At 67.5% G+C, this 26,656-nt stretch carries 39 protein-coding genes; all 39 read right to left on the bottom strand.

Annotated features, from left to right (window positions below; translation table 11 throughout):
* Positions 1–26: 26 nt before the first annotated feature.
* Positions 27–986 (bottom strand): DUF808 domain-containing protein, encoded by a 960-nt coding sequence (locus GE300_RS18770; RefSeq protein WP_154448945.1) that lies wholly within the window; start codon positions 984–986, stop codon positions 27–29.
* A 237-nt stretch (positions 987–1,223) separates the two neighbouring features.
* On the bottom strand, positions 1,224–2,015 hold the full coding sequence (locus GE300_RS18775; protein ID WP_407647736.1) for an amino acid ABC transporter ATP-binding protein: 792 nt from the start codon (positions 2,013–2,015) through the stop codon (positions 1,224–1,226).
* A 10-nt stretch (positions 2,016–2,025) separates the two neighbouring features.
* A complete protein-coding gene (locus GE300_RS18780) occupies positions 2,026–3,348 on the bottom strand; it encodes an amino acid ABC transporter permease (RefSeq protein ID WP_154448947.1) in 1,323 nt (440 codons plus the stop codon).
* A gap of 1 nt (position 3,349) precedes the next feature.
* Positions 3,350–4,561: an amino acid ABC transporter permease gene (locus tag GE300_RS18785; RefSeq protein ID WP_154448949.1), complete on the bottom strand. Its 1,212-nt coding sequence runs from the start codon at positions 4,559–4,561 to the stop codon at positions 3,350–3,352.
* 137 nt (positions 4,562–4,698) lie between these two features.
* Positions 4,699–5,715, bottom strand: a complete 1,017-nt coding sequence (locus GE300_RS18790) for an amino acid ABC transporter substrate-binding protein (RefSeq protein WP_154448951.1) — start codon at positions 5,713–5,715, stop codon at positions 4,699–4,701.
* A gap of 256 nt (positions 5,716–5,971) precedes the next feature.
* Positions 5,972–6,745 carry an ATP12 family chaperone protein gene (locus tag GE300_RS18795; protein WP_154448953.1) on the bottom strand — a complete coding sequence of 258 codons (774 nt, stop codon included), beginning with the start codon at positions 6,743–6,745 and terminating at the stop codon, positions 5,972–5,974.
* The gene (locus GE300_RS18800; protein ID WP_154448955.1) at positions 6,742–7,788 is read right to left on the bottom strand and encodes an RluA family pseudouridine synthase; all 1,047 of its coding nucleotides are present in this window, start codon (positions 7,786–7,788) and stop codon (positions 6,742–6,744) included. The genes GE300_RS18795 and GE300_RS18800 overlap by 4 nt, the downstream gene beginning before the upstream one ends.
* On the bottom strand, positions 7,785–8,153 hold the full coding sequence (locus GE300_RS18805) for a CrcB family protein (RefSeq protein WP_154448957.1): 369 nt from the start codon (positions 8,151–8,153) through the stop codon (positions 7,785–7,787). The genes GE300_RS18800 and GE300_RS18805 overlap by 4 nt, the downstream gene beginning before the upstream one ends.
* 87 nt (positions 8,154–8,240) lie before the next feature.
* Positions 8,241–9,563: a replication-associated recombination protein A gene (locus GE300_RS18810; protein ID WP_154448959.1), complete on the bottom strand. Its 1,323-nt coding sequence runs from the start codon at positions 9,561–9,563 to the stop codon at positions 8,241–8,243.
* A gap of 38 nt (positions 9,564–9,601) precedes the next feature.
* Positions 9,602–10,978: a trypsin-like peptidase domain-containing protein gene (locus tag GE300_RS18815; protein WP_154448961.1), complete on the bottom strand. Its 1,377-nt coding sequence runs from the start codon at positions 10,976–10,978 to the stop codon at positions 9,602–9,604.
* 120 nt (positions 10,979–11,098) lie between these two features.
* A complete protein-coding gene (gene rplQ, locus GE300_RS18820) occupies positions 11,099–11,518 on the bottom strand; it encodes a 50S ribosomal protein L17 (protein ID WP_154448963.1) in 420 nt (139 codons plus the stop codon).
* A gap of 123 nt (positions 11,519–11,641) precedes the next feature.
* The gene (locus tag GE300_RS18825; protein WP_154448965.1) at positions 11,642–12,658 is read right to left on the bottom strand and encodes a DNA-directed RNA polymerase subunit alpha; all 1,017 of its coding nucleotides are present in this window, start codon (positions 12,656–12,658) and stop codon (positions 11,642–11,644) included.
* A 124-nt stretch (positions 12,659–12,782) separates the two neighbouring features.
* Entirely contained in the window at positions 12,783–13,175 is a 393-nt protein-coding gene (gene rpsK / locus GE300_RS18830) for a 30S ribosomal protein S11 (RefSeq protein ID WP_154448967.1), read from the bottom strand.
* Between the two features lie 11 nt (positions 13,176–13,186).
* Entirely contained in the window at positions 13,187–13,555 is a 369-nt protein-coding gene (gene rpsM / locus GE300_RS18835) for a 30S ribosomal protein S13 (RefSeq protein ID WP_154448969.1), read from the bottom strand.
* Between the two features lie 192 nt (positions 13,556–13,747).
* Entirely contained in the window at positions 13,748–14,404 is a 657-nt protein-coding gene (locus GE300_RS18840; RefSeq protein ID WP_154448971.1) for an adenylate kinase, read from the bottom strand.
* The gene (gene secY, locus GE300_RS18845; protein ID WP_154448973.1) at positions 14,401–15,750 is read right to left on the bottom strand and encodes a preprotein translocase subunit SecY; all 1,350 of its coding nucleotides are present in this window, start codon (positions 15,748–15,750) and stop codon (positions 14,401–14,403) included. The genes GE300_RS18840 and secY overlap by 4 nt, the downstream gene beginning before the upstream one ends.
* 99 nt (positions 15,751–15,849) lie before the next feature.
* Entirely contained in the window at positions 15,850–16,329 is a 480-nt protein-coding gene (gene rplO / locus GE300_RS18850; RefSeq protein ID WP_154448975.1) for a 50S ribosomal protein L15, read from the bottom strand.
* 111 nt (positions 16,330–16,440) lie between these two features.
* Positions 16,441–16,626 (bottom strand): 50S ribosomal protein L30, encoded by a 186-nt coding sequence (gene rpmD / locus GE300_RS18855; RefSeq protein ID WP_154448977.1) that lies wholly within the window; start codon positions 16,624–16,626, stop codon positions 16,441–16,443.
* Positions 16,627–16,628: 2 nt separating this feature from the next.
* Positions 16,629–17,207 (bottom strand): 30S ribosomal protein S5, encoded by a 579-nt coding sequence (rpsE, locus tag GE300_RS18860; RefSeq protein WP_154448979.1) that lies wholly within the window; start codon positions 17,205–17,207, stop codon positions 16,629–16,631.
* A gap of 12 nt (positions 17,208–17,219) precedes the next feature.
* A complete protein-coding gene (gene rplR, locus GE300_RS18865; RefSeq protein WP_154448981.1) occupies positions 17,220–17,579 on the bottom strand; it encodes a 50S ribosomal protein L18 in 360 nt (119 codons plus the stop codon).
* A gap of 12 nt (positions 17,580–17,591) precedes the next feature.
* On the bottom strand, positions 17,592–18,125 hold the full coding sequence (gene rplF / locus GE300_RS18870; protein ID WP_154448983.1) for a 50S ribosomal protein L6: 534 nt from the start codon (positions 18,123–18,125) through the stop codon (positions 17,592–17,594).
* Between the two features lie 10 nt (positions 18,126–18,135).
* Entirely contained in the window at positions 18,136–18,534 is a 399-nt protein-coding gene (gene rpsH / locus GE300_RS18875; protein ID WP_233417187.1) for a 30S ribosomal protein S8, read from the bottom strand.
* Between the two features lie 12 nt (positions 18,535–18,546).
* Positions 18,547–18,852, bottom strand: coding sequence for a 30S ribosomal protein S14 (rpsN, locus tag GE300_RS18880; RefSeq protein ID WP_154448987.1), 306 nt, complete (start codon positions 18,850–18,852; stop codon positions 18,547–18,549).
* Positions 18,853–18,869: 17 nt separating this feature from the next.
* The gene (rplE, locus tag GE300_RS18885) at positions 18,870–19,430 is read right to left on the bottom strand and encodes a 50S ribosomal protein L5 (protein WP_154448989.1); all 561 of its coding nucleotides are present in this window, start codon (positions 19,428–19,430) and stop codon (positions 18,870–18,872) included.
* Positions 19,423–19,737, bottom strand: coding sequence for a 50S ribosomal protein L24 (gene rplX, locus GE300_RS18890; protein ID WP_154448991.1), 315 nt, complete (start codon positions 19,735–19,737; stop codon positions 19,423–19,425). Before rplX ends, rplE begins: the two co-directional genes overlap by 8 nt.
* Complete coding sequence (gene rplN / locus GE300_RS18895; protein WP_154448993.1) at positions 19,737–20,105, bottom strand: 50S ribosomal protein L14; 369 nt, start codon at positions 20,103–20,105, stop codon at positions 19,737–19,739. Before rplN ends, rplX begins: the two co-directional genes overlap by 1 nt.
* A gap of 80 nt (positions 20,106–20,185) precedes the next feature.
* Entirely contained in the window at positions 20,186–20,416 is a 231-nt protein-coding gene (gene rpsQ, locus GE300_RS18900) for a 30S ribosomal protein S17 (protein WP_154448995.1), read from the bottom strand.
* A complete protein-coding gene (rpmC, locus tag GE300_RS18905) occupies positions 20,417–20,623 on the bottom strand; it encodes a 50S ribosomal protein L29 (protein WP_154449027.1) in 207 nt (68 codons plus the stop codon).
* A 132-nt stretch (positions 20,624–20,755) separates the two neighbouring features.
* The gene (locus tag GE300_RS18910) at positions 20,756–21,583 is read right to left on the bottom strand and encodes a cyclase family protein (RefSeq protein ID WP_325063321.1); all 828 of its coding nucleotides are present in this window, start codon (positions 21,581–21,583) and stop codon (positions 20,756–20,758) included.
* A gap of 102 nt (positions 21,584–21,685) precedes the next feature.
* Complete coding sequence (rplP, locus tag GE300_RS18915; protein ID WP_154448999.1) at positions 21,686–22,099, bottom strand: 50S ribosomal protein L16; 414 nt, start codon at positions 22,097–22,099, stop codon at positions 21,686–21,688.
* Positions 22,100–22,110: 11 nt separating this feature from the next.
* Complete coding sequence (gene rpsC, locus GE300_RS18920) at positions 22,111–22,809, bottom strand: 30S ribosomal protein S3 (protein WP_154449001.1); 699 nt, start codon at positions 22,807–22,809, stop codon at positions 22,111–22,113.
* Positions 22,809–23,195 (bottom strand): 50S ribosomal protein L22, encoded by a 387-nt coding sequence (rplV, locus tag GE300_RS18925; protein ID WP_154449003.1) that lies wholly within the window; start codon positions 23,193–23,195, stop codon positions 22,809–22,811. The genes rpsC and rplV overlap by 1 nt, the downstream gene beginning before the upstream one ends.
* 3 nt (positions 23,196–23,198) lie before the next feature.
* Complete coding sequence (gene rpsS / locus GE300_RS18930; RefSeq protein ID WP_154449005.1) at positions 23,199–23,477, bottom strand: 30S ribosomal protein S19; 279 nt, start codon at positions 23,475–23,477, stop codon at positions 23,199–23,201.
* Positions 23,478–23,480: 3 nt separating this feature from the next.
* The gene (gene rplB / locus GE300_RS18935) at positions 23,481–24,320 is read right to left on the bottom strand and encodes a 50S ribosomal protein L2 (RefSeq protein WP_154449007.1); all 840 of its coding nucleotides are present in this window, start codon (positions 24,318–24,320) and stop codon (positions 23,481–23,483) included.
* Between the two features lie 97 nt (positions 24,321–24,417).
* Positions 24,418–24,714: a 50S ribosomal protein L23 gene (locus GE300_RS18940; protein ID WP_154449009.1), complete on the bottom strand. Its 297-nt coding sequence runs from the start codon at positions 24,712–24,714 to the stop codon at positions 24,418–24,420.
* Positions 24,711–25,331 (bottom strand): 50S ribosomal protein L4, encoded by a 621-nt coding sequence (gene rplD, locus GE300_RS18945; RefSeq protein ID WP_154449011.1) that lies wholly within the window; start codon positions 25,329–25,331, stop codon positions 24,711–24,713. The genes GE300_RS18940 and rplD overlap by 4 nt, the downstream gene beginning before the upstream one ends.
* Positions 25,328–26,197 (bottom strand): 50S ribosomal protein L3, encoded by an 870-nt coding sequence (gene rplC / locus GE300_RS18950; protein WP_154449013.1) that lies wholly within the window; start codon positions 26,195–26,197, stop codon positions 25,328–25,330. Before rplC ends, rplD begins: the two co-directional genes overlap by 4 nt.
* Positions 26,198–26,210: 13 nt before the next feature.
* Positions 26,211–26,519, bottom strand: a complete 309-nt coding sequence (gene rpsJ / locus GE300_RS18955) for a 30S ribosomal protein S10 (RefSeq protein ID WP_154449015.1) — start codon at positions 26,517–26,519, stop codon at positions 26,211–26,213.
* Between the two features lie 58 nt (positions 26,520–26,577).
* On the bottom strand, positions 26,578–26,656 hold a 79-nt coding region (locus tag GE300_RS23930), incomplete at its 5' end, for an EF-Tu C-terminal domain-related protein (RefSeq protein WP_154449029.1).

The raw sequence follows: 26,656 nt of genomic DNA on the forward strand, positions 1-26,656 counted from the left end.
GGGCCGGCGCGCGCCGCGCCCGCCGGTCAGGCGCCGGATTCGGACTTCCGCGTGAACGGGGCGACGATCTTGGTCATCACCGCCAGGATCACCGCGCCCAGCGCCAGCCCGAGGATGCCGTCCAGCACCGCCGTCACCGTCCATTCCACCGCGCCGGCCCACTCGCCCGCGCCCTGCCCGATCGACGTCGCGACGCCCTCGATCCAGTGCTCGGGCCCGGCCCAGCCCATCTGCGTCAGCCCGTGCACGATGATCGAGCCGCCGACCCACAGCATCGCCGCGGTGCCGACCGTCATCAGCAGCTTCATGAACGCCGGCATGCCGCGCACGATCAGCTCGCCGGTCCTGCGCGTCACCGACAGCCGCCCGGCGCGCGCCAGGAACAGGCCGAAATCGTCGGCCTTCACGATCAGCGCGACGCTGCCGTAGACCATCGCGGTGATGCCCACGGCGATCACCGCCAGCGCCGCAAGCTCCATCCAGAAACCCAGCTCGGGCAGCGCCGACAGGGCGATGGTCATGATCTCGGCCGACAGGATGAAATCGGTCTTGATCGCGCCCTTGACCTTCTTCTCCTCGAGGTGCGCGTCCGACAGCTTTTCCTTGAACAGGTCCTTTTCCCGGTGGTCGGCGGGGTTGACGACTTGCCAGACCTTCTCGGCGCCCTCGAAGCACAGATAGGCGCCGCCCAGCATCAGCAGCGGCGGGATCGCCCAGGGCGCGAACGCCGACAGCAGCAGCGCCGCGGGCAGCAGGATCACCAGCTTGTTGAACAGCGAGCCGCGGGCGATACGCCAGACGATCGGCAACTCGCGCTCGGCCGAGAAGCCGTGCACGTACTTCGGCGTCACCGCGGCGTCGTCGATCACCGCCCCCGCCGCCTTGGCCCCGGCCTTCGAGGCGTGCGTGATCACGTCGTCGACCGAGGCCGCCGCCACCTTGGCAATGGCCGCGACATCGTCCAGCAGCGCCAGAAGTCCACTCATCTTTCCCGCAGTCCCCGCGTCTGTCCCGCCGCATCTGACCCGCCGCATCGGCCGGCTGTTCACCTAGGGCGAAGCTTTCCCCTGTCACCCGGCAGGCCGAAGATGAAAAGCGGCCCCCGCGGGGGCCGTTTTCGGGCGTTCACGAAGTTTTCATGAACGGTTCCGCGTTCAAATGAAGCACTTGAGGGGGTTTTCACGGTGAAATCCCCGCTTTTCACGGTGCCCGCCCGGCGCCGGTCAGTGCCCCAGGATCTGGCTCAGGAACAGCTTGGTCCGGTCGCTCTGCGGGTTGTTGAAGAACTCGCGCGGCTCGTTCTGCTCGACGATCTGGCCCTGGTCCATGAAGATCACCCGGTTCGCCACCGCCTGCGCGAAGCCCATCTCGTGGGTCACCACCAGCATGGTCATGCCCTCCTCGGCCAGTTCGATCATGGTGTCGAGCACCTCCTTGATCATCTCCGGATCGAGGGCCGACGTCGGCTCGTCGAACAGCATGATCCGCGGCATCATGCACAGGCTGCGGGCGATCGCCACGCGCTGCTGCTGCCCGCCCGACAGCTGGCCGGGGTACTTGTCGGCCTGCTCGGGGATCTTGACCTTGGTCAGGAAGTGCATGGCCCGCTCCTCGGCCTCCTTCCTGGGCGTCTTGCGCACCCAGATCGGCGCCAGCGTGCAGTTCTCCAGGATCGTCAGGTGCGGGAACAGGTTGAAGTGCTGGAACACCATCCCGACCTCGGACCGGATCTTGTCGATGTTCTTCAGATCGTTCGACAGCTCGATGCCGTCGACGACGATCTGCCCCTTCTGGTGTTCCTCCAGCCGGTTGATGCAGCGGATCAGCGTCGACTTGCCCGACCCCGACGGACCGCAGATCACGATCCGCTCGCCCTGGTAGACGGTCAGGTTGATGTCGCGCAGCACGTGGAAATCCCCGTACCACTTGTTCATGTCGGTGATCTGGATCGCCACCTCGTCGGACACCTTCATCGCCGCGGCGCCGGTGCCGGTCTCCATCGCCGTGTCAGCCATGGGTCCCTCCTTAACTGTGATCCGTGCGGAGCCTGCGCTCCAGATGTTGCGAATAGCGGGACATGCTGAAGCAGCAGATGAAGAACAGCAGTCCGATGAAGACGAAAAGCTCCCAGTTGATGCCCTGCCACGAGGTGTCGGCGCGGATCGCGTTCGACATGCCGATCGGGTCCAGCAGGCCGATGAACACCACCAGCGTGGTGTCCTTGAACAGCCCGATGAACGTGTTGACGATGCCCGGGATCGAGATCTTCAGCGCCTGCGGCATGATGATCAGCCGCTGCGCCTTCCAGTAGTCCAGCCCCAGCGCGTCCGCCGCCTCGTACTGGCCGCGCGGCAGCGCCGCCAGACCGCCGCGGACGACCTCGGCCAGATAGGCGGCGGCGAACAGCGTCACCAGGATGATCACCCGCAGCATCAGGTCGAAGTTCGAGCCCGGCGGCAGGAAGTAGTTCAGCAGCAGCGAGGCGGTCAGCAGCCAGACGATCAGCGGCACGCCGCGGAACACCTCGATGAAGGCGATCGAGCACTTGTTGATGATGAACAGGTTCGACTGCCGCCCCAGCGCCAGCAGGATGCCCAGCGGCAACGACAGGATGATGCCGGCGACGCCGATGATGAACGACAGCATGAAGCCGCCGAAATCCTTCGACGGCACGAACTGAAGCTCGATCGGGATCACCGCCCCGATCAGCCCTGCGACCGGCCCGGTCAGCAGCAGCCAGTACAGCAGCGGCACCACGATCGCGCCGATCGTGGCGGCCAGCGCGCCCGAGAACCGGCTGCCCAGCACGAACGCGCCCCATGCGGCGGCGAAGCCCAGCGCCACCGCCAGCGGCCCGCCGATCGAGCCGCCCCACAGCAGCCAGTACATCAGGAACGGCGCCGCGGCCGTGAACCAGACCAGCCGGCGCGGCACCGAGGCGAACAGCACCGGCCCCAGCGCCGCCAGGAACACGATCAGCGCCGCGACCGGGCGCCAGTACAGGTCCTGCGGGTAGAAGCCGAACAGCAGCTGGTTCCAGCGCTCGGTGATCACCGCCATGCAGGCCGAGGACACTTCCTCGCCGGTGCCGTGCAGCGCGTCGCGGATCTCGCGGCACTCGGACAGCGAGTCCGCGACCCAGACCGAGTTCCAGAACCACGGCAGGATGCCGGCCAGCAGGCTCCACAGGACCGCCAGGCCGAGGATGGTCAGGAGCACGTTGAACCAGCTCGAGAACAGGTTCGCGCGCATCCACCTGATCACGCCCCGCTCCGCCGCCGGCGGGACCTCGGGCGGCAGCATCGTGTCGCGGACATAGGCGACGGTATGTGCGTGCGTGTCGCTCATCTCACCGCTCCTTCAGCTTGATCGAGGCGTTGTAGATGTTCATCACGCCCGATATCAGCAGGCTCAGCACCAGGTAGAACAGGCCCAGCAGGAACATCCCCTCCAGCTCGCGGCCGGTCTGGTTGATGGTGATGCCGCCCAGCGTCGCGCGCGCGTCCATATAGCCCACGGCGATCGCCAGCGAGGAGTTCTTGGTCAGGTTCAGATACTGCGAGATCAGCGGCGGGATGATCACCCGCAGCGCCTGCGGCAGGACCACCAGGCTCATCGTCCGGCGCGGCCGCAGGCCCAGCGCGAACGCCGCCTCGGACTGGCCCTTCGAGATCGCCAGGATGCCGCCGCGCACGATCTCGGCGATGAACGCGCCGGTATAGAGCGACAGCGCCAGCCACAGCGCGATCAGCGAGTTGCGCAGGTGCAGCCCGCCGCCGAAGTTGAAGCCCTTCAGCTCGGGGTAGCTCAGGCTGACCGGGCCGCCGAGGATGAAGTAGAAGACGATCGCCGGCAGGAAGAACAGCGCCAGCGAGACGCCGAGCACCGGCAGGATCTCGCCCGTCGCTTCCTGCCGCTTGTGGGCATAGCGGCGGAACGCCCAGATCGCGGCGAGCGAGGCCGCGAACACCGCCAGCAGCACCCCGGAGCCCGGACCCCAGACCGGCATCGGCAGATAGATGCCCCGGTTGGTGATCGCGACGCTGTCCAGGACCATCGACGCGTCGCCGCCCTCGCGGAAGTCGCGCGGCTGCGGCATGCCCTCGGCCATCAGCGCGAAGATCGCGATGATCCACAGCAGCAGCGGCACGTTGCGGAAGCCCTCGACGTAGACCGTCATCATCCGCGCGACCAGCCAGTTGTTGGACAGCCGCAGCACCCCGGCGATCACGCCCAGGATGGTCGCCAGCACACAGCCCAGGAACGCGACCAGCAGCGTGTTCAGGATGCCGACCAGCGCCGCGCGGGCATGGCTGGAATTGGAATTGTAGTCGATCAGCTGCTGGTTGATGTCATAGCCGGCCCGCTGCCCGAGGAACCCGAAACTGAAATCCTTGCCCTGCGCCGCAAGGTTCTGGACCACGTTCCAGAGCAGCCACGACATCCCCAGTGCAATGAGAATGGCCGCGACGACCTGGATCGTCAGCGACCTGTAGCGGGTGTCGTACAGCAGCATGCTTGGACGAAACGACTGCCGCCCATCGTCGACCACGGTGGACATGAGCACACCTACTTTCCCTGTTGGCCGGTCGCGCCCCGATTCCGGCGGCCCGGTTCATCCGGCCCTGCCTCGGCGTGATCGCGGCGCATGATACACCAGGGGCGCCGCATTCCTGCGGCGCCCCCGATCGGTTCATGTCAGCGGAACGGCGGCGAGTACATCAGGCCGCCCTGGGTCCACTGCGCGTTCAGGCCGCGCGCCAGACCGATCGGCGTGCCCTCGCCGATGTTCGAGGCGAAGATCTCGCCGTAGTTGCCGGCGACGGCGATGGCGCGCCGCGCGAACTCGGCGTCGAGGCCAAGCATCTCGCCCAGGTTGCCCTCGTTGCCCAGCAGGCGGTTGATCTCGGGGTTGTCGGTGCCTTCGGCCATCTTTTCCAGGTTGGCCGAGGTGACGCCGTACTCTTCCGCCGCGATCAGCGCGTTCAGCGTCCAGCGGACGATGTCCGCCCACTGGTCGTCGCCGTGGCGCACGACCGGGCCCAGCGGCTCTTTCGAGATGATCTCGGGCAGGATCATGTGCGCCTCGGCGTCCTCGAAGGTGGCGCGGGTCGCCGCCAGCCCCGAGGCGTCGGTGGTGTACACGTCACACGCGCCGGCCTGGTACTGCTGGATCGCCTCGTTGTTGGTCTCGATCGGGACCGGGTCGTAATCCATGTTGTTGACGCGGAAGTAGTCCGACAGGTTCAGCTCGGTCGTGGTGCCGGTCTGGATACACACGGTGGCGCCGTCCAGTTCGGTCGCCGAGCCGACACCCATGTCCTTTCGGATCATGAAGCCCTGGCCGTCGTAGTAGTTCACGCCGACGAAGGTCTGCTTCAGGTCGACGTCGCGGGTGAAGGTCCAGGTCGTGTTGCGCGACAGCAGGTCGATCTCGCCCGACCCCAGCGCGGTGAAGCGGGTCTGGGTGGTCAGCGGAACGAACTCGATCTTGTTCGAATCGCCCAGCACGGCAGCGGCGACAGCGCGGCACACCGCGACGTCGAAGCCCTGCCAGACACCGTTCGCATCGGGCGCCGAGAAGCCGGCCAGGCCGGTCGAGATGCCGCACTTTAGGACATCGTTCGCCTTCACGTCGTCCAGCGTTGCTGCCCCGGCGACGCCCGCTGCCAGGCCTGCAGCCGCGAACGTACCGAGAAAGACTGATTTTATCATGGTTACCTCTTCCTGATGATCCGGCTCATGTCTTCGAGCCCTGGGCGTCTGAGGGGTGACGCCGCGTTTTATGGTTTCGGGTCCGGTATCGGACCAGCGGACACAGCATGTAAGTCTGGCGGCAAACGTCAACCCCGGATTATCGGCAAATAATTCATCCACTCAATGCCCTTATTCGCGAATCATCAACGAATTCAGCATCATCCGCCGGCACCGTTTCGGACTCGCGCCCGCCGGCGCGGAAGCTGCCGCAACGTCAAGACCCGCAGCCCGACCCGCCGCCCGCGCCGCTGCCGGCCCCGGCGGCGCCAAGCATTTCGGTTCCGCGCAGCAGCGAAAGCAGCTGTCCCGCCACCAGCACCGCGCCGCGGCGCTCCTCGGCCAGCGCATGGGCCTCGGCGTCGCGGCCCCAGAGTTCCTCCTGCCAGGTCTCGTCGACCCGGCTGGCGGTCCAGGCCGCGTCCGCGCTCAGCGCGCCGCGGCTGACCGCAAGCCCCAGCACCAGCGAGCCGGTGAGCGTCACCAGGTCGTGCAGCGCGGTCATCTCGAACGCGTCGTGCCCGGCCACGGCATCCGCCAGCCGGCGCAGGCTGGGTTCGGGCTGCGGCGCGTGCATCACCCCGGCGATGCGCAGCAGCGGCGCGGACATCTCGGCCTCGGCCCAGTTCAGCCAGGGATCCCAGGCGGCGATCTGGCGCTCGACCAGCCCCTCGGGGGCCTCGGCGCGGTAGCACAGCAGGTCGGTGGCGCCATAGGCAGAAAGCATTTCGGCGACGGCGGCCCGGTTGACCGAGACCTTGTCGATCGCGGCGTTGGCGGCGCGGGTCAGCGGCATGTCCTGCGGCCGGATCTCGGCGCCCTGGGCGTCCCATTCCTGCGCGACCGCCTCGGCCAGCGGGCGGCAGGGCAGCACCAGCGCGGCCTTCGCCGGGGTGCGCAGCGGGCGCTGGTCCAGCGTCACCTCGAACCCCGGTGCGGCCGCGCGCACGGCGACGGTGTTCCAGAACCGGCGTTTGTGCGGCGGCGTCATTCCAGCTCCTCGAACGGATCGTCGGGCACCTCCGCGACATCCCAGCCGAAGGTGTCCCAGGTCCTTTCCATGTGCGGCGGCAGCGGCGCGGTCAGCGACAGCCGGCCGCCGGTCACCGGATGGGTCAGGCGCAGGTGCCGGGCGTGCAGGTGCATCTTGCGGCTGATGTCGCCGCCAAGCTGCGCCCCCCAGCCGTCGCCCAGGTTCTCCTGCGCGTTGGTGCCGTACTTGCCGTCTCCGACGATCGGGTGGCCGATCTCGGCCATGTGTGCGCGCAGCTGGTGGGTGCGCCCGGTGATCGGCGCCAGCGCCACCCAGGCGCAGCGGCGCGCGGCGGCCGAGATCACCAGGTAGTCGGTCGTCGCCCGTTTCGCGCCGGGCGTGTCGTCGATCCGGTTCGGGTGCACGCAGATCATCTTCTCGCCGGCGCCGTGCGGGCCGTGGCCCGGCGCCTTCACCAGCCCGTAGCGGATCGTGCCCATCGGCGGCTTCGGCCCGCCGGCGACGGCGGCCCAATAGATCTTGCGGGTGTCGCGGGCCTGGAAGGCGCGGGTCAGCGCCGCCGCCATGCGCCCGGTGCGTGCCAGCAGCAGCACGCCGGAGGTGTCCTTGTCCAGCCGGTGCACCAGCCGCGGCTTGTCGTCCATGCCGAAGCGCAGCGCCTCGGCCAGCCCATCGACGTGCCGCGTCTGGTTCGAGCCGCCCTGCACCGGCAGGCCCGGCGGCTTGTTCAGCGCGATGATGTGCTCGTCGCGGAAGATCACCGCGTCGCGGATCATCCGCGCGTCGGCCTCGCTGACCGGCTTTAGCGCGCGCGCGGCCTCGGGCGGCGGGCCCTCGGGCAGCGGCGGCAGGCGCAGCGACTGCCCCGCCTCCAGCCGGGTCGAGGCCTTGACCCGGCCGCCGTCCACGCGGATCTCGCCCTTGCGGCACATCTTCTCGATCCGGCCCTGAGGCAGGTGCGGGAACTGCCGGCGCAGCCAGCGGTCCAGCCGCTGGCCCGCGGCCTCGGCATCCAGGGTCAGGGTCTGCACGCCGCTCATGGCCACACCGCCCGGCCCAGCACCAGCCCCGCGGCGCAGCCGCCGATCGCGCCGGCCAGGGTCGCGGCCACATAGCCCAGCGCCTGCAGCGGCGCGGCGCGCTCGACCAGTGCCAGCGTGTCCAGCGAGAACGCGGAATAGGTGGTGAAGCCGCCCAGCACGCCGGTCATCAGCAGCGGCGTCATCCCGGCGCGCGGTCCCAGCGCCGCCGCCAGCACCCCCATCGCGAACGAGCCGGCCACGTTGACGGTCAGCGTGCCCCAGGGGAACGCCGGGCCCATCCAGCGGCCCATCTGCACCACCACCAGATAGCGCAGCGCCGCGCCCAGGGCGCCGCCCAGGGCGACTTGTAGTACATTCGGCATGTCCGCCATCCGGTGCTGTCCGCGCCTGCTGTCCGCGTCGCCCCCACATCCCGGAGCCACCGGCCGATGTCAACCTGCGCAGGCGTCTCAGCGCCCGCGTTCGGCCCGCAGCCGGTCGAAATACTCGACCCGCTTCTTCAGGTCGCGCTCGAATCCCCGGTCCACCGGGTCGTAGAACCGCGCCCGCGCCATGTCCTCGGGGAAATAGTCCTGCCCCGAGAACGCGGCGTCGGCGTCGTGGTCGTACTGGTACTCGGCGCCGTAGCCCTGCTCCTTCATCAGCTTGGTCGGCGCGTTCAGGATGTGCTTGGGCGGCATCAGCGATCCGGTCTGCTTCGCGGCCGAGCGCGCCGCCTTGTAGGCGACATAGGCGGCGTTCGATTTCGGCGCCAGCGCCAGGTAGGCGACGGCATTGGCCAGCGCCAGTTCGCCCTCGGGGCTGCCCAGCCGCTCGAAGGTCTGCCAGGCCGACAGGCAGTGCGCCTGCGCCTGCGGATCGGCCAGGCCGATGTCCTCGACCGCCATCCGGGTCAGCCGCCGCGCCAGGTAGCGCGGGTCCTCGCCGCCGTCCAGCATCCGCGCGAACCAGTACAGCGCCGCGTCCGGGTCCGAGCCGCGGATCGACTTGTGCAGCGCCGAGATCAGGTTGTAGTGCGCGTCGCCCGACTTGTCGTATTTCGGCGCCGCGCGGTTTAGCCGCTGCGCCAGCGCCCCGTTGTCGAACGGCCCGCCGTCCCAGGCGAACACCTGCTCGGCCAGGTTCAGCAGCGCGCGGCCGTCGCCGTCAGCCATGTCGACCAGCCGGTCGCGCGCCGCGGCGGTCAGCGGCAGCGCCCGGTCCAGCCGCGCCTCGGTGCGCGACAGCATCGCCTCGAGGTGCTTCTGTTCCAGCCGGTTCAGCACCAGCACCTGGGAGCGGGACAGCAGCGCCGCGTTCAGCTCGAACGAGGGGTTCTCGGTCGTCGCGCCGACCAGCACGATCACCCCGGCCTCCATGTGCGGCAGGAAACCGTCCTGCTGCGCCTTGTTGAAGCGGTGGATCTCGTCGACGAACAGCAGCGTGCCGCGGCCGTTGGCGTGGCGCAGCTTGGCGGCCTCGAACACCTTGCGCAGGTCCTGCACGCCGGTGAAGATCGCGCTGATCTGCTCGAACGCCAGGTCGGTGGCCTGCGCCAGCAGCCGGGCGATGGTGGTCTTGCCGACGCCGGGCGGGCCCCAGAACACCAGCGACGGCAGGCTGCCGGCGTCGATCATCGCCCGCAGGCTGCCGTCCGTTCCCAGCAGATGGTCCTGGCCGATCACCTCGTCGATCGTCGCCGGGCGCATCCGGTCGGCCAGCGGCCGCGGGCCGTCGGGTTTCGCGGTGGCGGGGCGCGCAGACTGCGCCGGGGTGTCGAACAGATCGGCCATGCGGCAAATCTATGCCGCCCCGGCGCGGATAAAAAGCCTCAGCGGAAGCGGATCGCGTGGCGGCGGCCATCACGGGTCAGGCGCATGTCGATGCCGCGCTCGACCGTCCGCGCGGCGGCGCGCAGATCCTCGGTGTCCTCGATCCGCCGGCCGTTGATCTGCTCGATCACGTCGGCCGCGCGCAGCCCCAGCAGGCGGCCCGCCTGCCCCGGATCGCGCACCACCACCCCGGTGGCGTTCAGCGGCAGATCCAGTTCCGCGATCACCGCCGGGTTCACATTCTCGACCATCATCCCCGACAGAACGTGCCGCGAGCCGCCCAGCCGCAGGCTGTCGCGCGGCGGCGTTTCGGGGGCCGCGGCCACGGTCAGCGCCGCCGTCCGCGCCTTGCCGCCGCGCAGGTACCGGACCTGCACGCTGGCGCCCAGCGGCCGGGTGCGGATCCGGTACGCCAGCTCTCCCGGGGTCGCCACGGCCAGCCCGTCGATGTCCAGCACCACGTCGCCGGGGGCCAGGCCGGCGGCGGTTAATGCGCTGGCCGGGTGCACTTCGGACAGCAGCACCCCGCGCGGCCGGTCCATGCCCAGCGCCTGCGCCAGTTCGGCGTCCACCGCCTGGGCGGACACGCCGGTCCAGGGCCAGGGGCTGGGGTCCTCGCCGGCGCGCTCGACATAGGCGCGCACCAGGTTCGAAGGAATCGCGAAGCCGATGCCGTTCGAGCCGCCCGAGCGGGTCAGGATCGAGGTGTTCAGCCCCAGCAGCCGCCCGGCCATGTCGACCAGCGCCCCGCCCGAGTTGCCGGGGTTGATCGCCGCGTCGGTCTGGATGAAGTAGGCCTCGGTGCCGTCGCCGGGCCGGGCCGAGCGCGCCAGCCCCGAGACGATGCCGCCGGTCACCGTCTGGCCAACGCCGAACGGATTGCCGATCGCCAGCACCAGATCGCCGACCTGCGCGCGGTCGCTGTCGGCCAGCTCCAGCGCCGGCAGCGGCGCGTCGGCGTCCACCTTCAGCACGGCGATGTCGCGCGCCTCGTCGGACAGCAGCACCTCGGCGTCGTACTCGCGGCGGTCCGACAGCACCACGCGGATCTCGGTGGCGCTGCCGACGACGTGGTGGTTCGACACCACGATCCCCGAGGGATCGACGATCACCCCCGAACCCAGCGAGTTCTGCAGCCGCGGCGCGGCGCGGGGCTGGAAGAAACGCTCGAAGAACGGATCGCCGGCAAACGGGCTGGCCCGCTGCTGCACGACGCGGGTGGCGTAGATGTTCACCACCGCCGGGATCGCCTGCTTGGCAACGGGCGAGAAACTGAGCGCGATCTCGGCGCGGCTTTGCGGCACCTCCTGCGCGGGCAGTGCCCCGGCAACCAGCGTCAGGACAAGGACGAGCGGGCGGAATATGGATGCAGTCATGGCCGGGATTTGAGCATTGTCCGCCACGCGGTCAAGTCGCCGCTGCGCCGCACCCCGAAAAAGCGAAGGGCCGCCGCGATCTCGCGCGGCGGCCCCGATCGCCCGAAGGGGCAGGAATTCCTATTCCGCGGCGGCTTCCTCGGCCGCGACGCGGGCGCGGTCGGCGGCACCCTTGGCTTCGGGGTCGCGGTCGACCAGTTCGATGATCGCCATCGGCGCCATGTCGCCGTAGCGGAAACCGGCCTTCAGCACCCGGACGTAACCGCCCTGACGTTCCTGGTAGCGCGGGCCGAGGATGTCGAACAGCTTCTTGACCGCCTCGTCCTGCTTCAGCTGGCTGTGGGCCAGCCGGCGGGCGTGCAGGTCGCCGCGCTTGCCCAGCGTGATCAGCTTGTCGGCGATGCGCTTGAGCTCTTTCGCCTTGGGCAGGGTGGTCTTGATCTGCTCGTGCACCAGCAGGCTGGAGGCCATGTTCGCGAACATCGCCTTGCGGTGCTCGTGGGTGCGGTTGAGCTTGCGGTATCCGTTACCGTGACGCATGTGATCGATCCTTCTTTATGCTTTGTCCGGCGGCCCTGCGTGCGGGTCCGCTCTCCTTGGGGCGGGAGTGCCCTTGGTGATTGCCGTCGATGTCAGGGCGGACCGGCGGCCCGCCCCGGCAGATCAGAACTGGTCCTCGAACTTCTTGGCCAGTTCCTCGATGTTCTCGGGCGGCCAGTCGACGATGTCCATGCCCAGGTGCAGGCCCATGCCGGTCAGCACCTCCTTGATCTCGTTCAGCGACTTGCGGCCGAAGTTCGGGGTGCGCAGCATCTCGGCCTCGGTCTTCTGGATCAGGTCGCCGATGTAGACGATGTTGTCGTTCTTCAGGCAGTTCGCCGACCGGACCGACAGTTCCAGCTCGTCCACCTTCTTCAGCAGAAGCGGGTTGAACTCCAGATCCTCGTCGTCTTCCTGGCGGGTGCCGGCCTCGGGCTCGTCGAAGTTGACGAACACGCCCAGCTGGTCCTGCAGGATGCGGGCGGCGTAGGCGATCGCGTCCTCGGGGCCGACCGAGCCGTCGGTCTCGACGTTCAGCGTCAGCTTGTCGTAGTCCAGCACCTGGCCCTCGCGGGTCGGCTCGACCTTGTAGCTGACCTTCTTGACCGGCGAGAACAGCGCGTCGACCGAGATCAGGCCGATCGGCGCGTCCTCGGGGCGGTTCTTGTCGGCGGCGACATAGCCCTTGCCCTGCTCGACCGTCAGCTCCATGTACAGGCTCGCGCCCTCGTCCAGGTGGCAGATGACATGGTCGCGGTTCAGGATCTCGATGCCGGCGGTCTCGGCGATGTCGCCGGCAACGACCAGGCCGGGGCCCTGCTTGTTGATCGAGACGCGCTTCGGCCCCTCGACCTCCATCTTCAGGCTGACGCCCTTGAGGTTCAGGACGATATCGGTCACATCCTCGCGGACGCCGTCGACGCTGGAAAACTCGTGCAGCACGTTGTCGATCTGCACGCTGGTGATCGCCGCGCCCTGCAGCGAGGACAGCAGCACGCGGCGCAGCGCATTGCCCAGCGTCAGGCCGAAGCCCCGCTCAAGCGGTTCGGCGACGGCGGTGGCCTGGCGCATCGCGTCGGCGCCGGGCCTGATGTCCAGCCCCGTGGGCCGAATGAGTTCTTGCCAGTTCTTGTGGATCATGCGTGGGCCTCCATGCTCGCGGTCCGCTCCGATCCCGGGTGAGCGGTCGCCCTCGAGGGTCTTTTCAAACAGGAACGGCCAGCGGCGGCGCAATGCCTCCGCTGACCCCCAGTATCAGGACGGCTCAGACGCGCCGGCGCTTCGGCGGGCGGCAGCCGTTGTGGGCGATCGGGGTCACGTCCCGGATCGCGGTAATGGTGAACCCGACGGCGGACAGGGCGCGCAGGGCGCTCTCGCGGCCGGAACCCGGACCCTGCACCTCGACCTCGAGGGTGCGCATGCCATGTTCCTGTGCCTTGCGGCCGGCGTCTTCGGCGGCCATCTGCGCGGCATAGGGGGTGGACTTGCGCGACCCCTTGAAGCCCATCGTGCCGGCGGACGACCACGCGATGGCGTTGCCCTGCACGTCGGCGATCAGGATCTTGGTGTTGTTGAAGCTTGCGTTAACGTGGGCGACACCGGCCGAGATGTTCTTCTTGACCTTCTTCTTGCCGCGCAGCTTGGTATCACGTGCCATCGACCTGCCCCCTATTTCTTCTTGCCGGCGATCGGCTTCGCCGGGCCCTTGCGGGTCCGCGCATTGGTGTGGGTCCGCTGACCCCGCACCGGCAGGCTGCGACGGTGGCGCAGGCCGCGGTAGCAGCCCAGGTCCATCAGACGCTTGATGTTCATCGAACGCTCGCGGCGCAGATCGCCCTCGACCATGTAGTTCTGGTCGATGTGCTCGCGCATCTGCAGCACCTCGGCGTCGGACAGTTCGTTGACACGGCGGCTGGTGTCGATGCCCACGGCGTCGCAGATGCTGCGGGCGGCGCTTTCGCCGATGCCGTGGATGTAGGTGAGTGCGACGTGCACCCGCTTGTTGGTGGGGATGTTCACCCCGGCGATACGGGCCAAATACTTTCTCCGTCTCGTTGCGGTTCCGTAGCCCCAGAACCTTTTTTCACAACAGCAGCCCACCCGCGGATGCCGGTGGGCCGTTGATTTCTCACGAAAGGGTCATGCGACTCGCTCTGGTGGAGAAGCTGGCAAAATATGGATGCACCGGGCCGTGTCAACCCCTGATCCGCGCGCCGGCTGGAAGCGGCGTCAGCCCCTGCCGTCCAGCGCGCCCTTGACCCGCGCCGCGACCTCGTCGATGTCGCCCAGCCCGTCGATCGAGACCAGCTTGCCGCCGGCATAGTAATAGCCGATCAGCGGCGAGGTTTCCTTGTAGTACGCCAGCAGGCGCGTGCGCATCGTCTCGGCGTTGTCGTCGGCGCGGCGCTTGAACTCGGTGCCGCCGCACTTGTCGCACACGCCGTCCCTGGCGGGGCGCTTGCTCTGGTCGTGGTAGACCTCGCCGCAGTTGGCGCAGGTGAACCGGCCGGAGACGCGGGCGACCAGTTCCTCGTCGTCGGCGATCTGCATCTCGACCACGGCGTCCAGCGCCTTGTCCTTCTTCGCCAGCAGTTCGGCCAGCGCGTCGGCCTGCTTCAGCGTCCGCGGGAAGCCGTCGAAGATGATGCCGTTCGCGCCGACGCCCTGGTCCAGCTGTTCCTCGATCAGGCCGACGACGACCTCGTCGGTGACGAGGCTGCCGCCGTCCATGATCTCGGCGACCCTGTTGCCCAGGTCGGTGCCCGAGGACCGCGCCGCACGCAGCATGTCGCCGGTGGACAGCTGCACCATGCCGCGTTCCGCGACCAGCCGGTGCGCCTGCGTTCCCTTTCCCGCCCCCGGAGGGCCAAGCAGAATGATGTTCATTTCCGCGCCTTCGTCTTTTTCCGTCCCTTGCTCCGCAGCCGCGACTTCTCGATCAGCCCCTCGTACTGGTGCGCGAGCATGTGGCTCTGCACCTGGGTGATCGTGTCCATGGTCACCGACACCACGATCAGCAGCGAGGTGCCGCCGAAGTAGAACGGAATGGCCAGCTGCGAGATCAGAAGCTCGGGCAGCAGCGCCACGGCGGCCAGATAGGCCGAACCGACGACCAGGATGCGGCTGACGACATAGTCGAGGTAGTCCACCGTCCGCTGGCCCGGCCGGATGCCGGGAACGAAACCGCCCTGCTTTTTCAGGTTGTCGGCCACGTCCTCGGATTTGAACGACACGTTGGCGGTGTAGAAATAGGCGAAGAACACGATCAGCGCGACGAACACCAGGTAGTACAGCGGCTGGCCGCGGCCCAGATAGGCCTGGACGTAGCTCAGCGGCCCGGTGCCGGGGGTCGAGAAGGTCGCGACCGTGGTCGGCAGCAGCAGCAGCGACGAGGCGAAGATCATCGGGATCACGCCGGCCGGGTTCAGCTTGATCGGCAGGTTCGAGGATTCGCCGCCGTACATCTTCTGCCCGACCTGGCGGCGCGGGTACTGGATGTGGATCTTGCGCAGCGCGCGCTCGACGAAGACGATGAAGGTGATCACGCCCACCGCCATCACCAGCACGCCGACGATCACCGCCGGGCTCAGCTGCCCCGAGCGGCCGCTGGCGAAGAACTGCGCCAGCGCGGCGGGAAGCTCGGCGATGATGCCGACGAAGATGATCAGCGAGACGCCGTTGCCGATGCCGCGCTGGGTGATCTGCTCGCCCAGCCACAGCAGGAACATGGTGCCGCCGACCAGGGTGATCACGGTCGAAGCGCGGAAGTACCAGCCCGGGTCCAGCGCAAGGCCCTGGCTCTCGAGTCCGACGGCGATGCCGTAGGCCTGGAACGTGGCCAGCAGCACGGTGCCGTAGCGGGTGTACTGGTTCAGCTTCTTGCGGCCCTGCTCGCCCTCTTTCTTCAGCTGCTCCAGCTGCGGGACCATCGCCGCCATCAGCTGCACGATGATCGAGGCCGAGATGTAGGGCATGATCCCCAGCGCGAAGATCGCCATCCGGCTGATCGCGCCGCCGGTGAACATGTTCAGCATGCCGCCGATGCCCTGGCTGGCCTGGTCGAAGAAGCGGCTCAGCTCGATGGTGTCGATGCCGGGCACCGGGATGAAGGTGCCGACGCGATAGACGATCAGCAGGCCGAGGGCGAAGAGAATCCGCTGCTGAAGTTCCTTGGCCTTGCCGAACGCGCCCCAGTTGAGGTTGGCGGCCATCTGCTCCGCGGCTGATGCCATGTGGCGTCTCTCCCAAAACTGCGCCGCGGAACGCGGAGGCGTTCAGCGGCGCGAACTGTCTCGATGGATGTAAGCTGTGGGCGCGAAGCCCACAACCTCTTATTCCGCCGCAGCCTCGGCCGGAGCCTGGACCGTGACCGAACCGCCGGCCTTTTCGACCGCCTCGACGGCCGCCTTCGACGCGCCGGTGACGGTCAGGTTCAGCTTGGCGGTCAGCTCGCCCTTGGCCAGCAGCCGCACGCCGTCCCGCTTGCGGCGCACCAGGCCGCTCGCGACCAGCGCGTCCTCGTCGACCGCCGCGCCAGCCTCGATCTTGCCGGCGTCGACGAACTTCTGCAGCACGCCCAGGTTGATCACCGCGAACCGCTTGGCGTTCGGCCTGTTGAAGCCGCGCTTCGGCAGGCGCTGGTACAGCGGCATCTGGCCGCCCTCGTAGGCGTTGATCGCCACGCCGGACCGGGACTTCTGCCCCTTGATGCCGCGGCCGGCGGTCTTGCCCTTGCCCGAGCCGGGGCCGCGGGCGACCCGCTTCTTCGTCCGCGTCGCGCCCGGGTTGTCGCGAAGTTCGTTGAGTTTCATGACGCTTCTCCTGTGGGCCGGACGCGCGCCCCCGGCGTCATCGGGGCGCGGCCACGGCATGCGGCGGGCGCTGCCGCCCGCCATTCCTGTCGCGCAGGCGGGAAACCCGCCTTACGATTTCTCTTCGACGATCTGCACCAGGTGCGGGATCTTGGCGACCATGCCGCGGATCGCGGGGGTGTCTTCCAGTTCCCGGGTCTTGTGCATCTTGTTCAGCCCCAGGCCGATCAGCGTTTCGCGCTGGACCTTCGGGCGGCGGATGGGCGAGCCCACCTGCTTGACGACGATGGTAGCCATGCTCAGGCCTCCGCGGTTTCGGCCGGCGCGTCGGCGGCGGGCGCCGCGTCGGTCTTGGGCAGGATGTCGGCCACCTTCTTGCCGCGACGCGACGCGACCATCCGGGGGCTGGATTCCAGCTTCAGACCGTCCAGCGTGGCACGGATCATGTTGTAGGGGTTCTGGGTGCCGGTCGACTTGGCGACCACGTCCTGAACGCCCAGCATCTCGAACACGGCGCGCATCGGGCCACCGGCGATGATGCCGGTACCGGCGGGCGCCGAGCGCATCACCACCTTGCCGGCGCCGTGACGGCCCTGCATGTCGTGGTGCAGCGTGCGACCCTCGCGCAGCGGCACGCGGATCATGCCGCGCTTGGCTGCCTCGGTCGCCTTGCGGATCGCCTCGGGGACCTCCTTGGCCTTGCCCTTGCCGAAGCCCACGCGGCCCTTCTGGTCGCCGACCACCACCAGCGCCGCAAACCCGAAGCGCTTGCCGCCCTTCACGGTTTTCGACACCCGGTTGATCGCCACCAGCCGGTCCTGGAACTCGGGGTTCTCGTCGCGGTCGCGACGGTCGCGGCGGTTAACGTCTCTTGCCATCTCGTCGCTCCCTTAAAACTTAAGTCCGCCTTCGCGGGCAGCATCCGCGAGGGCCTTGACCTTGCCGTGGAACAGGAAGCCGCCGCGGTCGAAGAACACCGCCTCGACCCCCGCCTGCTTCGCACGCTCCGCGATCGCGGCGCCGACCTTGGCGGCCGCCTCGACGTTGTTCCTGCCCACGACGCCCAGATCCTTCTCGAGGGTCGACGCCGCGGCCAGGGTCCGGCCCTGGACGTCGTCGATCACCTGGACCGAGATGTTCTTGGACGAGCGGTGAACGCTCAACCGCGGACGGCCATCGGCCAGTTTCCGCAGCTTGCTCCGGACGCGCATGCGGCGCTTGCGGAACAGATCTCGTTTGCTGTTTGCCATTGCCTTGCGCCCTTACTTCTTCTTGCCTTCCTTGCGGAAGATGAACTCGTCCTTGTAGCGGATGCCCTTGCCCTTGTAGGGCTCGGGCGCGCGCCAGGCACGAATGTTCGCCGCAACCTGTCCGACGACCTGCTGGTCGATGCCCTCGATCACCACTTCCGTGGGCTTGGGGGCCTGGATGGTCACGTCCTCCGGGATCTCGAAGTCGACGTCGTGGCTGTAGCCGAGGCTCAGCTTCAGGACCTTGCCCTGGACCGCGGCGCGGTAGCCGACGCCGGTGATCTCCAGCTCCTTCTTGAAGCCGTCGGTCACGCCCTGGACGCAGTTCGCGACCTGGGTGCGGCTCATGCCCCACTGCTGCCGGGCGCGCTTCGACGAGCCGCGCGGCGTGACGGTGACGGCGTTGTCCTCGACCGCCAGGGTGACGTCGTCGGTCGCGGTGAAGCTGCGGACGCCTTTCGGGCCCTTCACTTCCACCGACTGACCCGACACCGTCGCGCTGACGCCGCTGGGCAGGGGAACGGGCTTCTTGCCGATACGGGACATCGAACCCTCCTCAGAATACCGTGCAGAGCACTTCGCCACCAACGTTGGTAGCGCGCGCCTGCGCGTCGGACATGACCCCGCGCGGGGTCGAGACGATGGCCACGCCCAGGCCCTGACGGACCTGCGGCAGCTCCCGGACGCCGGTGTAGACGCGGCGGCCCGGGGTGGACACGCGCTTCAGCTCGCGGATCACCGGCTCGCCGTCGTAGTACTTCAGGCTGATCTCCAGCTCGGGATGGCCGGCCTTGCTCTCGACCTTCTCGTAGCCGCGGATGTAGCCTTCGGCCTGCAGCACGTCGAGAACCCACGCCCGGACCTTCGAGGCCGGGGTGCGGACGGTGGACTTGTGGCGCATCTGCGCGTTGCGGATGCGGGTGAGCATATCGCCCAGAGGATCATTCATCGACATATCTGATCCCCCTTACCAGCTGGACTTGACCATGCCGGGGATTTCCCCCCGGCTCGCCAGATCGCGCAGCGCGATACGGCTCATCCTGAGCTTCCGGTAGTACGCCCGCGGGCGGCCCGAGACCAGGCACCGGTTGTTCAGTCGGGTGGGCGAGGAGTTGCGCGGCAGCTCGGCCAGCTTCAGGCGCGCCTTGAAGCGCTCTTCCATCGGCAGGTCGTCGTTGCGGGCAATTTCCTTGAGCGCCGCGCGCTTGGCGGCGTATTTCGCCACCAGCTTCTCGCGCTTCTTCTGACGCTCGATCATGCTGACTTTCGCCATAAACTTCTCTCCTCCGCTCAGGCCGTGAAGGGCATGTTGAATTGCTTCAACAGCGCCTTCGCTTCCGCGTCGGTCTTCGCGGACGTACAGATTACGATGTCCATGCCCCAGACCTCGTCGACCTGATCGTAGTTGATCTCGGGGAACACGATGTGCTCTTTCAGGCCCAGCGCGTAGTTGCCGCGGCCGTCGAAGCTCTTGCTGGACACGCCGCGGAAGTCGCGGACGCGGGGCATCGCGATGGTCACCAGGCGATCCAGGAATTCGTACATCCGGTCGCCGCGCAGGGTCACCTTGACGCCCAGCGGCATCTCTTCGCGGACCTTGAAGCCGGCGATCGACTTCTTGGCCTTGGTGATGACCGGCTTCTGGCCGGCGATCGCCATCAGATCGTCATGGGCGGACTTGATCTTCTTCGAGTCCGCGACGGCCTCGCCGATGCCCATGTTCAGCACGATCTTGTCGAGCCGCGGGATCATCATGTCGTTCTTGTAGCCGAACTCTTCCTTCAGAGCGGCCTTGATCGTCGTGTTGAACTGCTCGCGCAGGCGCGGCGTGTAGGTTGCGGCGTCAAGCATCGATCACTTCCCCCGATTTCTTGGCAAAGCGGACCTTCTTGTCGCCTTCCATGCGGAAGCCGACGCGGGTCGGGCCGCCGTCTTTCGGATCGACCAGCGCCAGGTTCGACAGCTGGATCGGCATCGGCGTCGGGATCCGTCCGCCCTGGCCGGCCTGCGACTGCTTCTGGTGGCGGATGGCGACGTTGACGCCCTCGACCACGGCCTTGCCGTCCTTGGGCATCACCCGGACGATGGTGCCCTCGCGGCCCTTGTCCTTGCCGGCGAGCACGACGACCTTGTCGCCTTTGCGGAGTTTCGCGGCCATCACAGCACCTCCGGAGCGAGCGAGATGATCTTCATGAAGTTCTTCGCGCGCAGCTCGCGGACGACCGGGCCGAAGATGCGGGTGCCGACCGGCTCGCCCGCGTTGTTCAGGATCACCGCGGCGTTGCGGTCGAAGCGGATCGTGGTGCCGTCTTCACGGCGCACTTCCTTGGCGGTGCGCACGACGACGGCCTTGCGCACGTCGCCCTTCTTCACGCGGCCGCGCGGGATCGCTTCCTTGACCGAGACCACGATGATGTCGCCGACCGAAGCGTATTTCCGCTTCGAACCGCCGAGGACCTTGATGCACTGCACCCGGCGCGCGCCGGAGTTGTCAGCGACATCCAGATTGGTCTGCATCTGGATCATTGGGTTACTCCCGACCTGTGGAGACCTACGGGAAAATGTTCCCCTGCCCCACGGTTTCGATTAACCGGACTGTCGTGGCCTTACTCGGCGACGACCTCCCAGCGTTTGTTCTTCGAGTGCGGGGCGCACTCGCGGATCCGGACCACGTCGCCGACCTTGAACTGGTCTGCCTCGTCGTGGGCGCGGTATTTCTTCGACTTCCGGATCGTCTTCTTCAGAACCGGGTGCGTGAATCGACGCTCGACCGACACGGTGACGGTCTTGATGTTCTTGTCGGACGTGACGGTGCCCTGAAGGATACGCTTGGGCATTTACGCCTCCGAAGCGGCCTGCGCCGCCATTTCGTTGAGGATGGTCGTCACGCGGGCGGCGTCGCGGCGGACGACGCGCATGCGGGCGGTGTTTTCCAGCTGGCCGGTCGCGGCCTGGAAGCGGAGGTTGAACGCCTCCTTCTTCAGGCTCTCGAGCTGGGTACGGAGCTCGTCCGGCGTCTTGTCGCGCAGATCTGCGGCTTTCATAGCCAATACCTTTTTCAACATCACCGGTAGGCCCCTTGCGGGTCACCCTGATTCCGGTGGAGTTCTGGATGAGCGGTCGCTCTACGCAATGCGGGCCCGAAACGCAAGGCCTTTCCGACACAAGGCAAGCATCTACGCCAACGCGATGATCCGGCTCGGTCCGCCGGTCGCTCCGACCACGGTTGGCGCCCCCACGATGATGGTGGCGCCGGCGGCTGGAACGTCTGTCAGGTTCGCCAAACCTTCAGCCCCCCAGCGCCCCGAGGGCAGCCATCTGCGGTGCGTCGGGAACTCCGTCGAGATCCCGTGATCTAGCGACAGGGTGTCTACGCCCAAACCGGCCACCTGCCGGTCCTCGATCAACATCTGCGCGGCGTCCGGGTGAACACCGGGAAAGTGCATCCGGCCCTGGTCGTCCACGTTCCGATACCCAGCGCCAGTTGCCCGGCTGTCCCAGCCCGAAAGCATTCCGACACAGCAGCCTGGAGGAAGCTGGCCGTGTTCGGCCTCCCACACCTGAATATCCTCTACCGATAGTTCGGCATCCGGATCCGAGGCGGCGCGGCTACGGATATCCACTACCGCAAGCGGCAGCACCAGTGAGACGACCGGGATTGCATCGGACGTCCATCCATCGCGTGAGAAATGTATGGGCGCATCGATATGCGTCCCGAGATGTTCGTGAAGCTTCCAGCGTTTGAAGTTTATCCCGTGAACCTCGAAGGTCATCACGTCCTCGATCTCCAACCAGATCTCCCCGTTGGCACTCGGGAAATCGGTGGGCAAAGGGTGCGTCAGATCGATCACCCTTGAAAACGAGCGCGAACCGGCCTGCCGAGGCAGCGGCACTCCGCTACCGCCAGACAGCCGGTCGGATGGTCCAAGAGTGGCAGCGACCTGGCGGATGAGATCAGGCGAACACATGGCGGCCTCCCCAGACGCGAAGGTTCGATATCCCATGCTAACACATGACGTCGGGCAGCCCGTAGTACCGGCCTACAAAGGCAAAGGCCCCCGCCGGTGCTACCGGCGGGGGCCTTGAATCTTACCGTCTAGACGGTGTTACCAGTCCTCGCGGGCGACGAAGCGGCACTTGACCGGCAGCTTCATCGCGGCCAGGCGCAGCGCCTCCTTGGCGATGTCCTCGGGCACGCCGTCGATCTCGAACATCACCCGGCCCGGCTTGACCTTGGCCGCCCAGTATTCGACCGAACCCTTGCCCTTGCCCATGCGGACCTCGGTGGGCTTCTTCGACACCGGCACATCCGGGAAGATGCGGATCCACACCCGGCCCTGACGCTTCATGTGGCGCGTCATGGCGCGGCGGGCGGCCTCGATCTGGCGCGCGGTGATGCGCTCCGGTTCGGTCGCCTTCAGCCCGTAGTGACCGAAGTTCAGGTCGAACCCGCCCTTCGCCTCACCGTGGATGCGGCCCTTGTGCTGCTTGCGGAATTTCGTGCGTTTCGGTGAAAGCATCTCTCAACTCCTCAGCGGCGCGCGGGGCGGCCGCCGCCTTCCTGCAGTTCCGACTGGCGCCGGTCGCGGGCCTGCGGATCGTGCTCCAGGATCTCGCCCTTGAAGATCCAGACCTTGATCCCGATGATCCCGTAGGCCGTGGTCGCCTCGTAGTGCGCATAGTCGATGTCGGCGCGCAGCGTGTGCAGCGGCACCCGGCCCTCGCGGTACCACTCGGTCCGGGCGATCTCGGCGCCGCCCAGGCGGCCGGCGACGTTGACCCGGATGCCCAGAGCGCCCATGCGCATGGCGTTCTGCACCGCACGCTTCATCGCGCGGCGGAAGCTGACCCGGCGCTCGAGCTGCTGGCCGATGTTCTCGGCGACCAGCTGGGCGTCGATCTCGGGCTTGCGCACCTCGACGATGTTCAGGTGCAGCTCCGACTTGGTGAACTGGCCGAGCTTCTTGCGCAGCTGCTCGATGTCGGCGCCCTTCTTGCCGATGATCACGCCCGGACGCGCGGCGTGGATGGTCACGCGGCACTTCTTGTGCGGACGCTCGATCACCACGCGGCTGATGCCGGCCTGGCCGACGTTCTTCTTGATGAACTCGCGGATCTTCAGATCCTCGTGCAGCAGCTCGCCATACTCGTCCTTGTCGGCGAACCAGCGGCTGTCCCAGGTCCGGTTGACCTGAAGGCGCAGCCCGATCGGATTGACTTTATGACCCATTAGGCTTGCTCCTCTTCGGTCACCTGGCGCACCTTGATCGTGACCTGGCTGAACGGCTTCAGGATCTTGCCGAAGCGGCCGCGCGCCCGCGGGCGGCCGCGCTTCATGACCAGGTTCTTGCCGACCCAGGCCTCGGCCACGACCAGCTCGTCCACGTCGAGGCCGTGGTTGTTCTCGGCGTTGGCGATCGCGGACTGCAGCGTCTTCTTGACGTCATCGGCGATCCGCTTCTTGCTGAAGGTCAGATCGTTCAGCGCCTTGTCGACCGGCTTGTTGCGGATCATCTGCGCGACCAGATTCAGCTTCTGCGGCGAGGTGCGCAGCATGCGGCTGACGGCCATCGCCTCGTTCTCCGCCACGCGGCGGGGGTTCTTTTCCTTGCCCATGGCTTACTTCCGCTTCGCTTTCTTGTCCGCCGCGTGCCCGTAGTAGGTACGGGTGGGGGAATACTCGCCGAACTTCTGGCCGATCATGTCCTCGGTCACGTTGACCGGGATGTGCTTCTGGCCGTTGTAGACGCCGAACGTCAGGCCCACGAACTGGGGCAGGATCGTCGAGCGGCGCGACCAGATCTTGATCACCTCGTTGCGGCCCGATTCACGCACTTTCTCGGCCTTTTTCAGGACGTGTGCGTCGACGAAGGGACCCTTCCAAACTGAACGTGTCATAGATTACCGCCCCTTCTTGCGAGCGTGCCGCGACCGGACAATGAACTTGTCGGTCGATTTGTTGGTGCGCGTACGGGCGCCTTTGGTCGGCTTGCCCCAGGGGGTGACCGGGTGACGGCCGCCCGAGGTGCGGCCCTCGCCGCCGCCGTGCGGGTGGTCGATCGGGTTCATCACGACACCGCGGACCGACGGGCGCTTGCCCAGGTGCCGGTTGCGGCCGGCCTTGCCGATGTTGGTGTTCGAGTGGTCCGGGTTCGACACGGCGCCGACGGTGGCCATGCACTCCTGCCGCACCATGCGCAGCTCGCCCGAGCCGAGGCGGATCTGGGCGTAGCCGCCGTCGCGGCCGACGAACTGGGCGTAGGTGCCCGCGGCGCGCGCGATCTGGCCGCCCTTGCCGGGCTTGAGCTCGATGTTGTGCACGATGGTGCCGATCGGCAGGCCCAGGAACGGCATCGCGTTGCCCGGCTTCACGTCGGCCTTGTCCGCGGCGACGATGCTGTCGCCCACGGCCAGGCGCTGCGGCGCCAGGATGTAGGCCTGCTCGCCGTCCTGATAGCGGATCAGCGCCAGGAAGGCGGTCCGGTTCGGATCGTACTCGATCCGCTCGACGGTCGCCGGGACGTCGCGCTTGGTGCGCTTGAAGTCGACGACGCGGTAGAGCCGCTTCGCGCCGCCGCCGCGGCGGCGCATGGTGATCCGTCCGGTGTTGTTCCGGCCCGCCTTCTTGCTCAAGCCCTCGGTGAGGGTCTTGACCGGGCGGCCTTTCCAAAGCTCCGAACGGTCGATCAGAACCAGCCCGCGCTGGCCAGGCGATGTCGGTTTGTACGACTTGAGTGCCATGCTCTCTGTCTTCCGTTTGCTTTCGACGAAGGGTGGGCCTTAGACCCACCCGGCAAAAAAGTAAAGGTGGGCTGAGCGCCCACCCTGGTCCCGTGCCTCAGAGGCCGGTGGTGACGTCGATGGTGTTACCCTCTTCGAGCGTCACATAGGCCTTCTTGACGGTGTTGCGCGTGCCCAGACGGCCCCGGAAACGCTTGTGCTTGCCCTTTGTGACGGTGGTGTTGACCGCCTTCACCTTGACCCCGAACAGGGTTTCCACCGCTTCCTTGATCAGCGGCTTGTTGGCGTCGATCGCGACCTCGAAGACGACGGCGCCGTGCTCGGACGCCATGGTCGCCTTCTCGGTGATGATCGGCTTGCGGATCACCTCGTAGAGTGCTGCCTTGTCGGTCATTTCAGACGCGCCTCCAGCGCTTCGACGGCGGCCTTGGTCAGCACCAGCGTGTCACGGCGCAGGATGTCGTAGACATTCGCGCCCTGGCTCGGCAGCACGTCCAGGCCTTCGATGTTGCGGGCCGCGCGGGCGAAGTTCTCGTTCACCTCGGGACCGTCGATGACCAGCGCGCGCTTCCAGCCCAGGGCCTTCATCGCGGTCGCCAGCGCCTTGGTCTTGCCCTCGGCGACCTCGGCGTTCTCGATCACGATCAGCTCGCCGGCCGTCGCCTTCGCGCTCAGCGCGTGACGCAGGCCCAGCTTGCGGAACTTCTTCGGCAGGTCGTGCGCGTGGCTGCGCGGGGTCGGCCCCTTGTAGACGCCGCCCTTGCGGAAGATCGGCGCGTTGCGGTCACCGTGGCGTGCGCCGCCGGTGCCCTTCTGGCGATAGATCTTCTTGGTCGAGTAGCTGGTCTCGGAGCGGGTCTTGACCTTGTGCGTGCCCTGCTGGCGCTTGGCCAGCTGGTAGCGCACGACGCGGTGCAGGATGTCCGCGCGCGGCTCCAGCCCGAAGATCGCGTCGTCCAGGTCGATCGACCCGGCCTTGTCCGCGTCCAGTTTGATGACGTCGGTCTTCATTTGTCCTCGCCTCCTTCCGGAGCCTCGGGGGCGCCACCCTCGGACTTCTCTGCCTCGACCTCGGCCTCGGCCTGCTCCAGCGCCGCGGCCTGCTCGGCGGCGGCGGCTTCCTCGGCCGCCTTGCGCGCGGCCTCCTCTTCGGCCGCGGCCTGGGCGGCGGCCTCGTCGGCGGCGCGGCGCGCCTCCTCGGCGGCAGACTTCAGCGCCGCGGGCAGGATCGCGCTTTCGGGGAACGGCTTCTTCACCGCATCCTTGATCGTCACCCAGCCGCCCTTGGCGCCGGGTACGGCGCCCTTGACCATGATCAGGCCGCGCTCGCTGTCGGTCTTGATCACCTGCAGGTTCTGCGTGGTGACCCGGACCGAACCCATGTGCCCGGCCATCTTCTTGCCCTTGAACACGCGGCCGGGATCCTGGCACTGCCCGGTCGAGCCGTGCGAGCGGTGGCTGATCGACACGCCGTGCGAGGCGCGCAGGCCGCCGAAGTTGTGCCGCTTCATGGCACCGGCGAAACCCTTGCCGATGGTCGTGCCGGCGATGTCGACGAACTGACCCTCGAAGTAGTGGTCGGCGGTGATCTCCTCGCCGACGCCGATCAGATTGTCGGCGCTGACGCGGAACTCGGCCAGCTTGCGCTTCGGCTCGACCTTGGCGGCGGCGAAATGGCCGCGCATCGGCTTGCTGGTGTTTTTCGCCCGCACGCTGCCCGCGCCAAGCTGAACGGCGTTGTAGCCGTCCTTGTCGCCGGTGCGCTGCGAGACGACCTGGCAACCCTCCATGGCGAGAACGGTCACCGGGATCTGCCGGCCGTCTTCCATGAAGAGCCGGGTCATGCCCAGCTTCTTTGCAATAACTCCAGAACGCATCTCTAACGCCCCCTCAGAGTTTGATCTCGACGTCCACACCAGCGGCGAGGTCGAGCTTCATCAGCGCGTCCACCGTCTGGGGGGTCGGATCCACGATATCCAGCAGACGCTTGTGCGTCCGGATCTCGAACTGCTCACGGCTCTTCTTGTCCACGTGCGGGCCGCGAAGAACGGTGAATTTCTCGATCTTGTTCGGCAGCGGGATCGGGCCGCGCACGCGCGCGCCGGTCCGCTTGGCCGTCGACACGATTTCCGCGGTGCTGGCATCCAGCACGCGGTAATCGAAGGCCTTCAGCCGTATTCTTATGTTCTGGCTCTGCATGTCCGTCGCTTTCGTGCTTTCCGGGGGGCGGGCGCGCCCGCCACCCCGGGCGTTGCCTTTACTCGTGGATCTTCGAGACGACGCCGGCGCCGACGGTGCGGCCGCCCTCGCGGATGGCGAAGCGCAGGCGCTCTTCC

The organism is Halovulum marinum (assembly GCF_009697225.1).
Taxonomy (GTDB): domain Bacteria; phylum Pseudomonadota; class Alphaproteobacteria; order Rhodobacterales; family Rhodobacteraceae; genus Halovulum; species Halovulum marinum.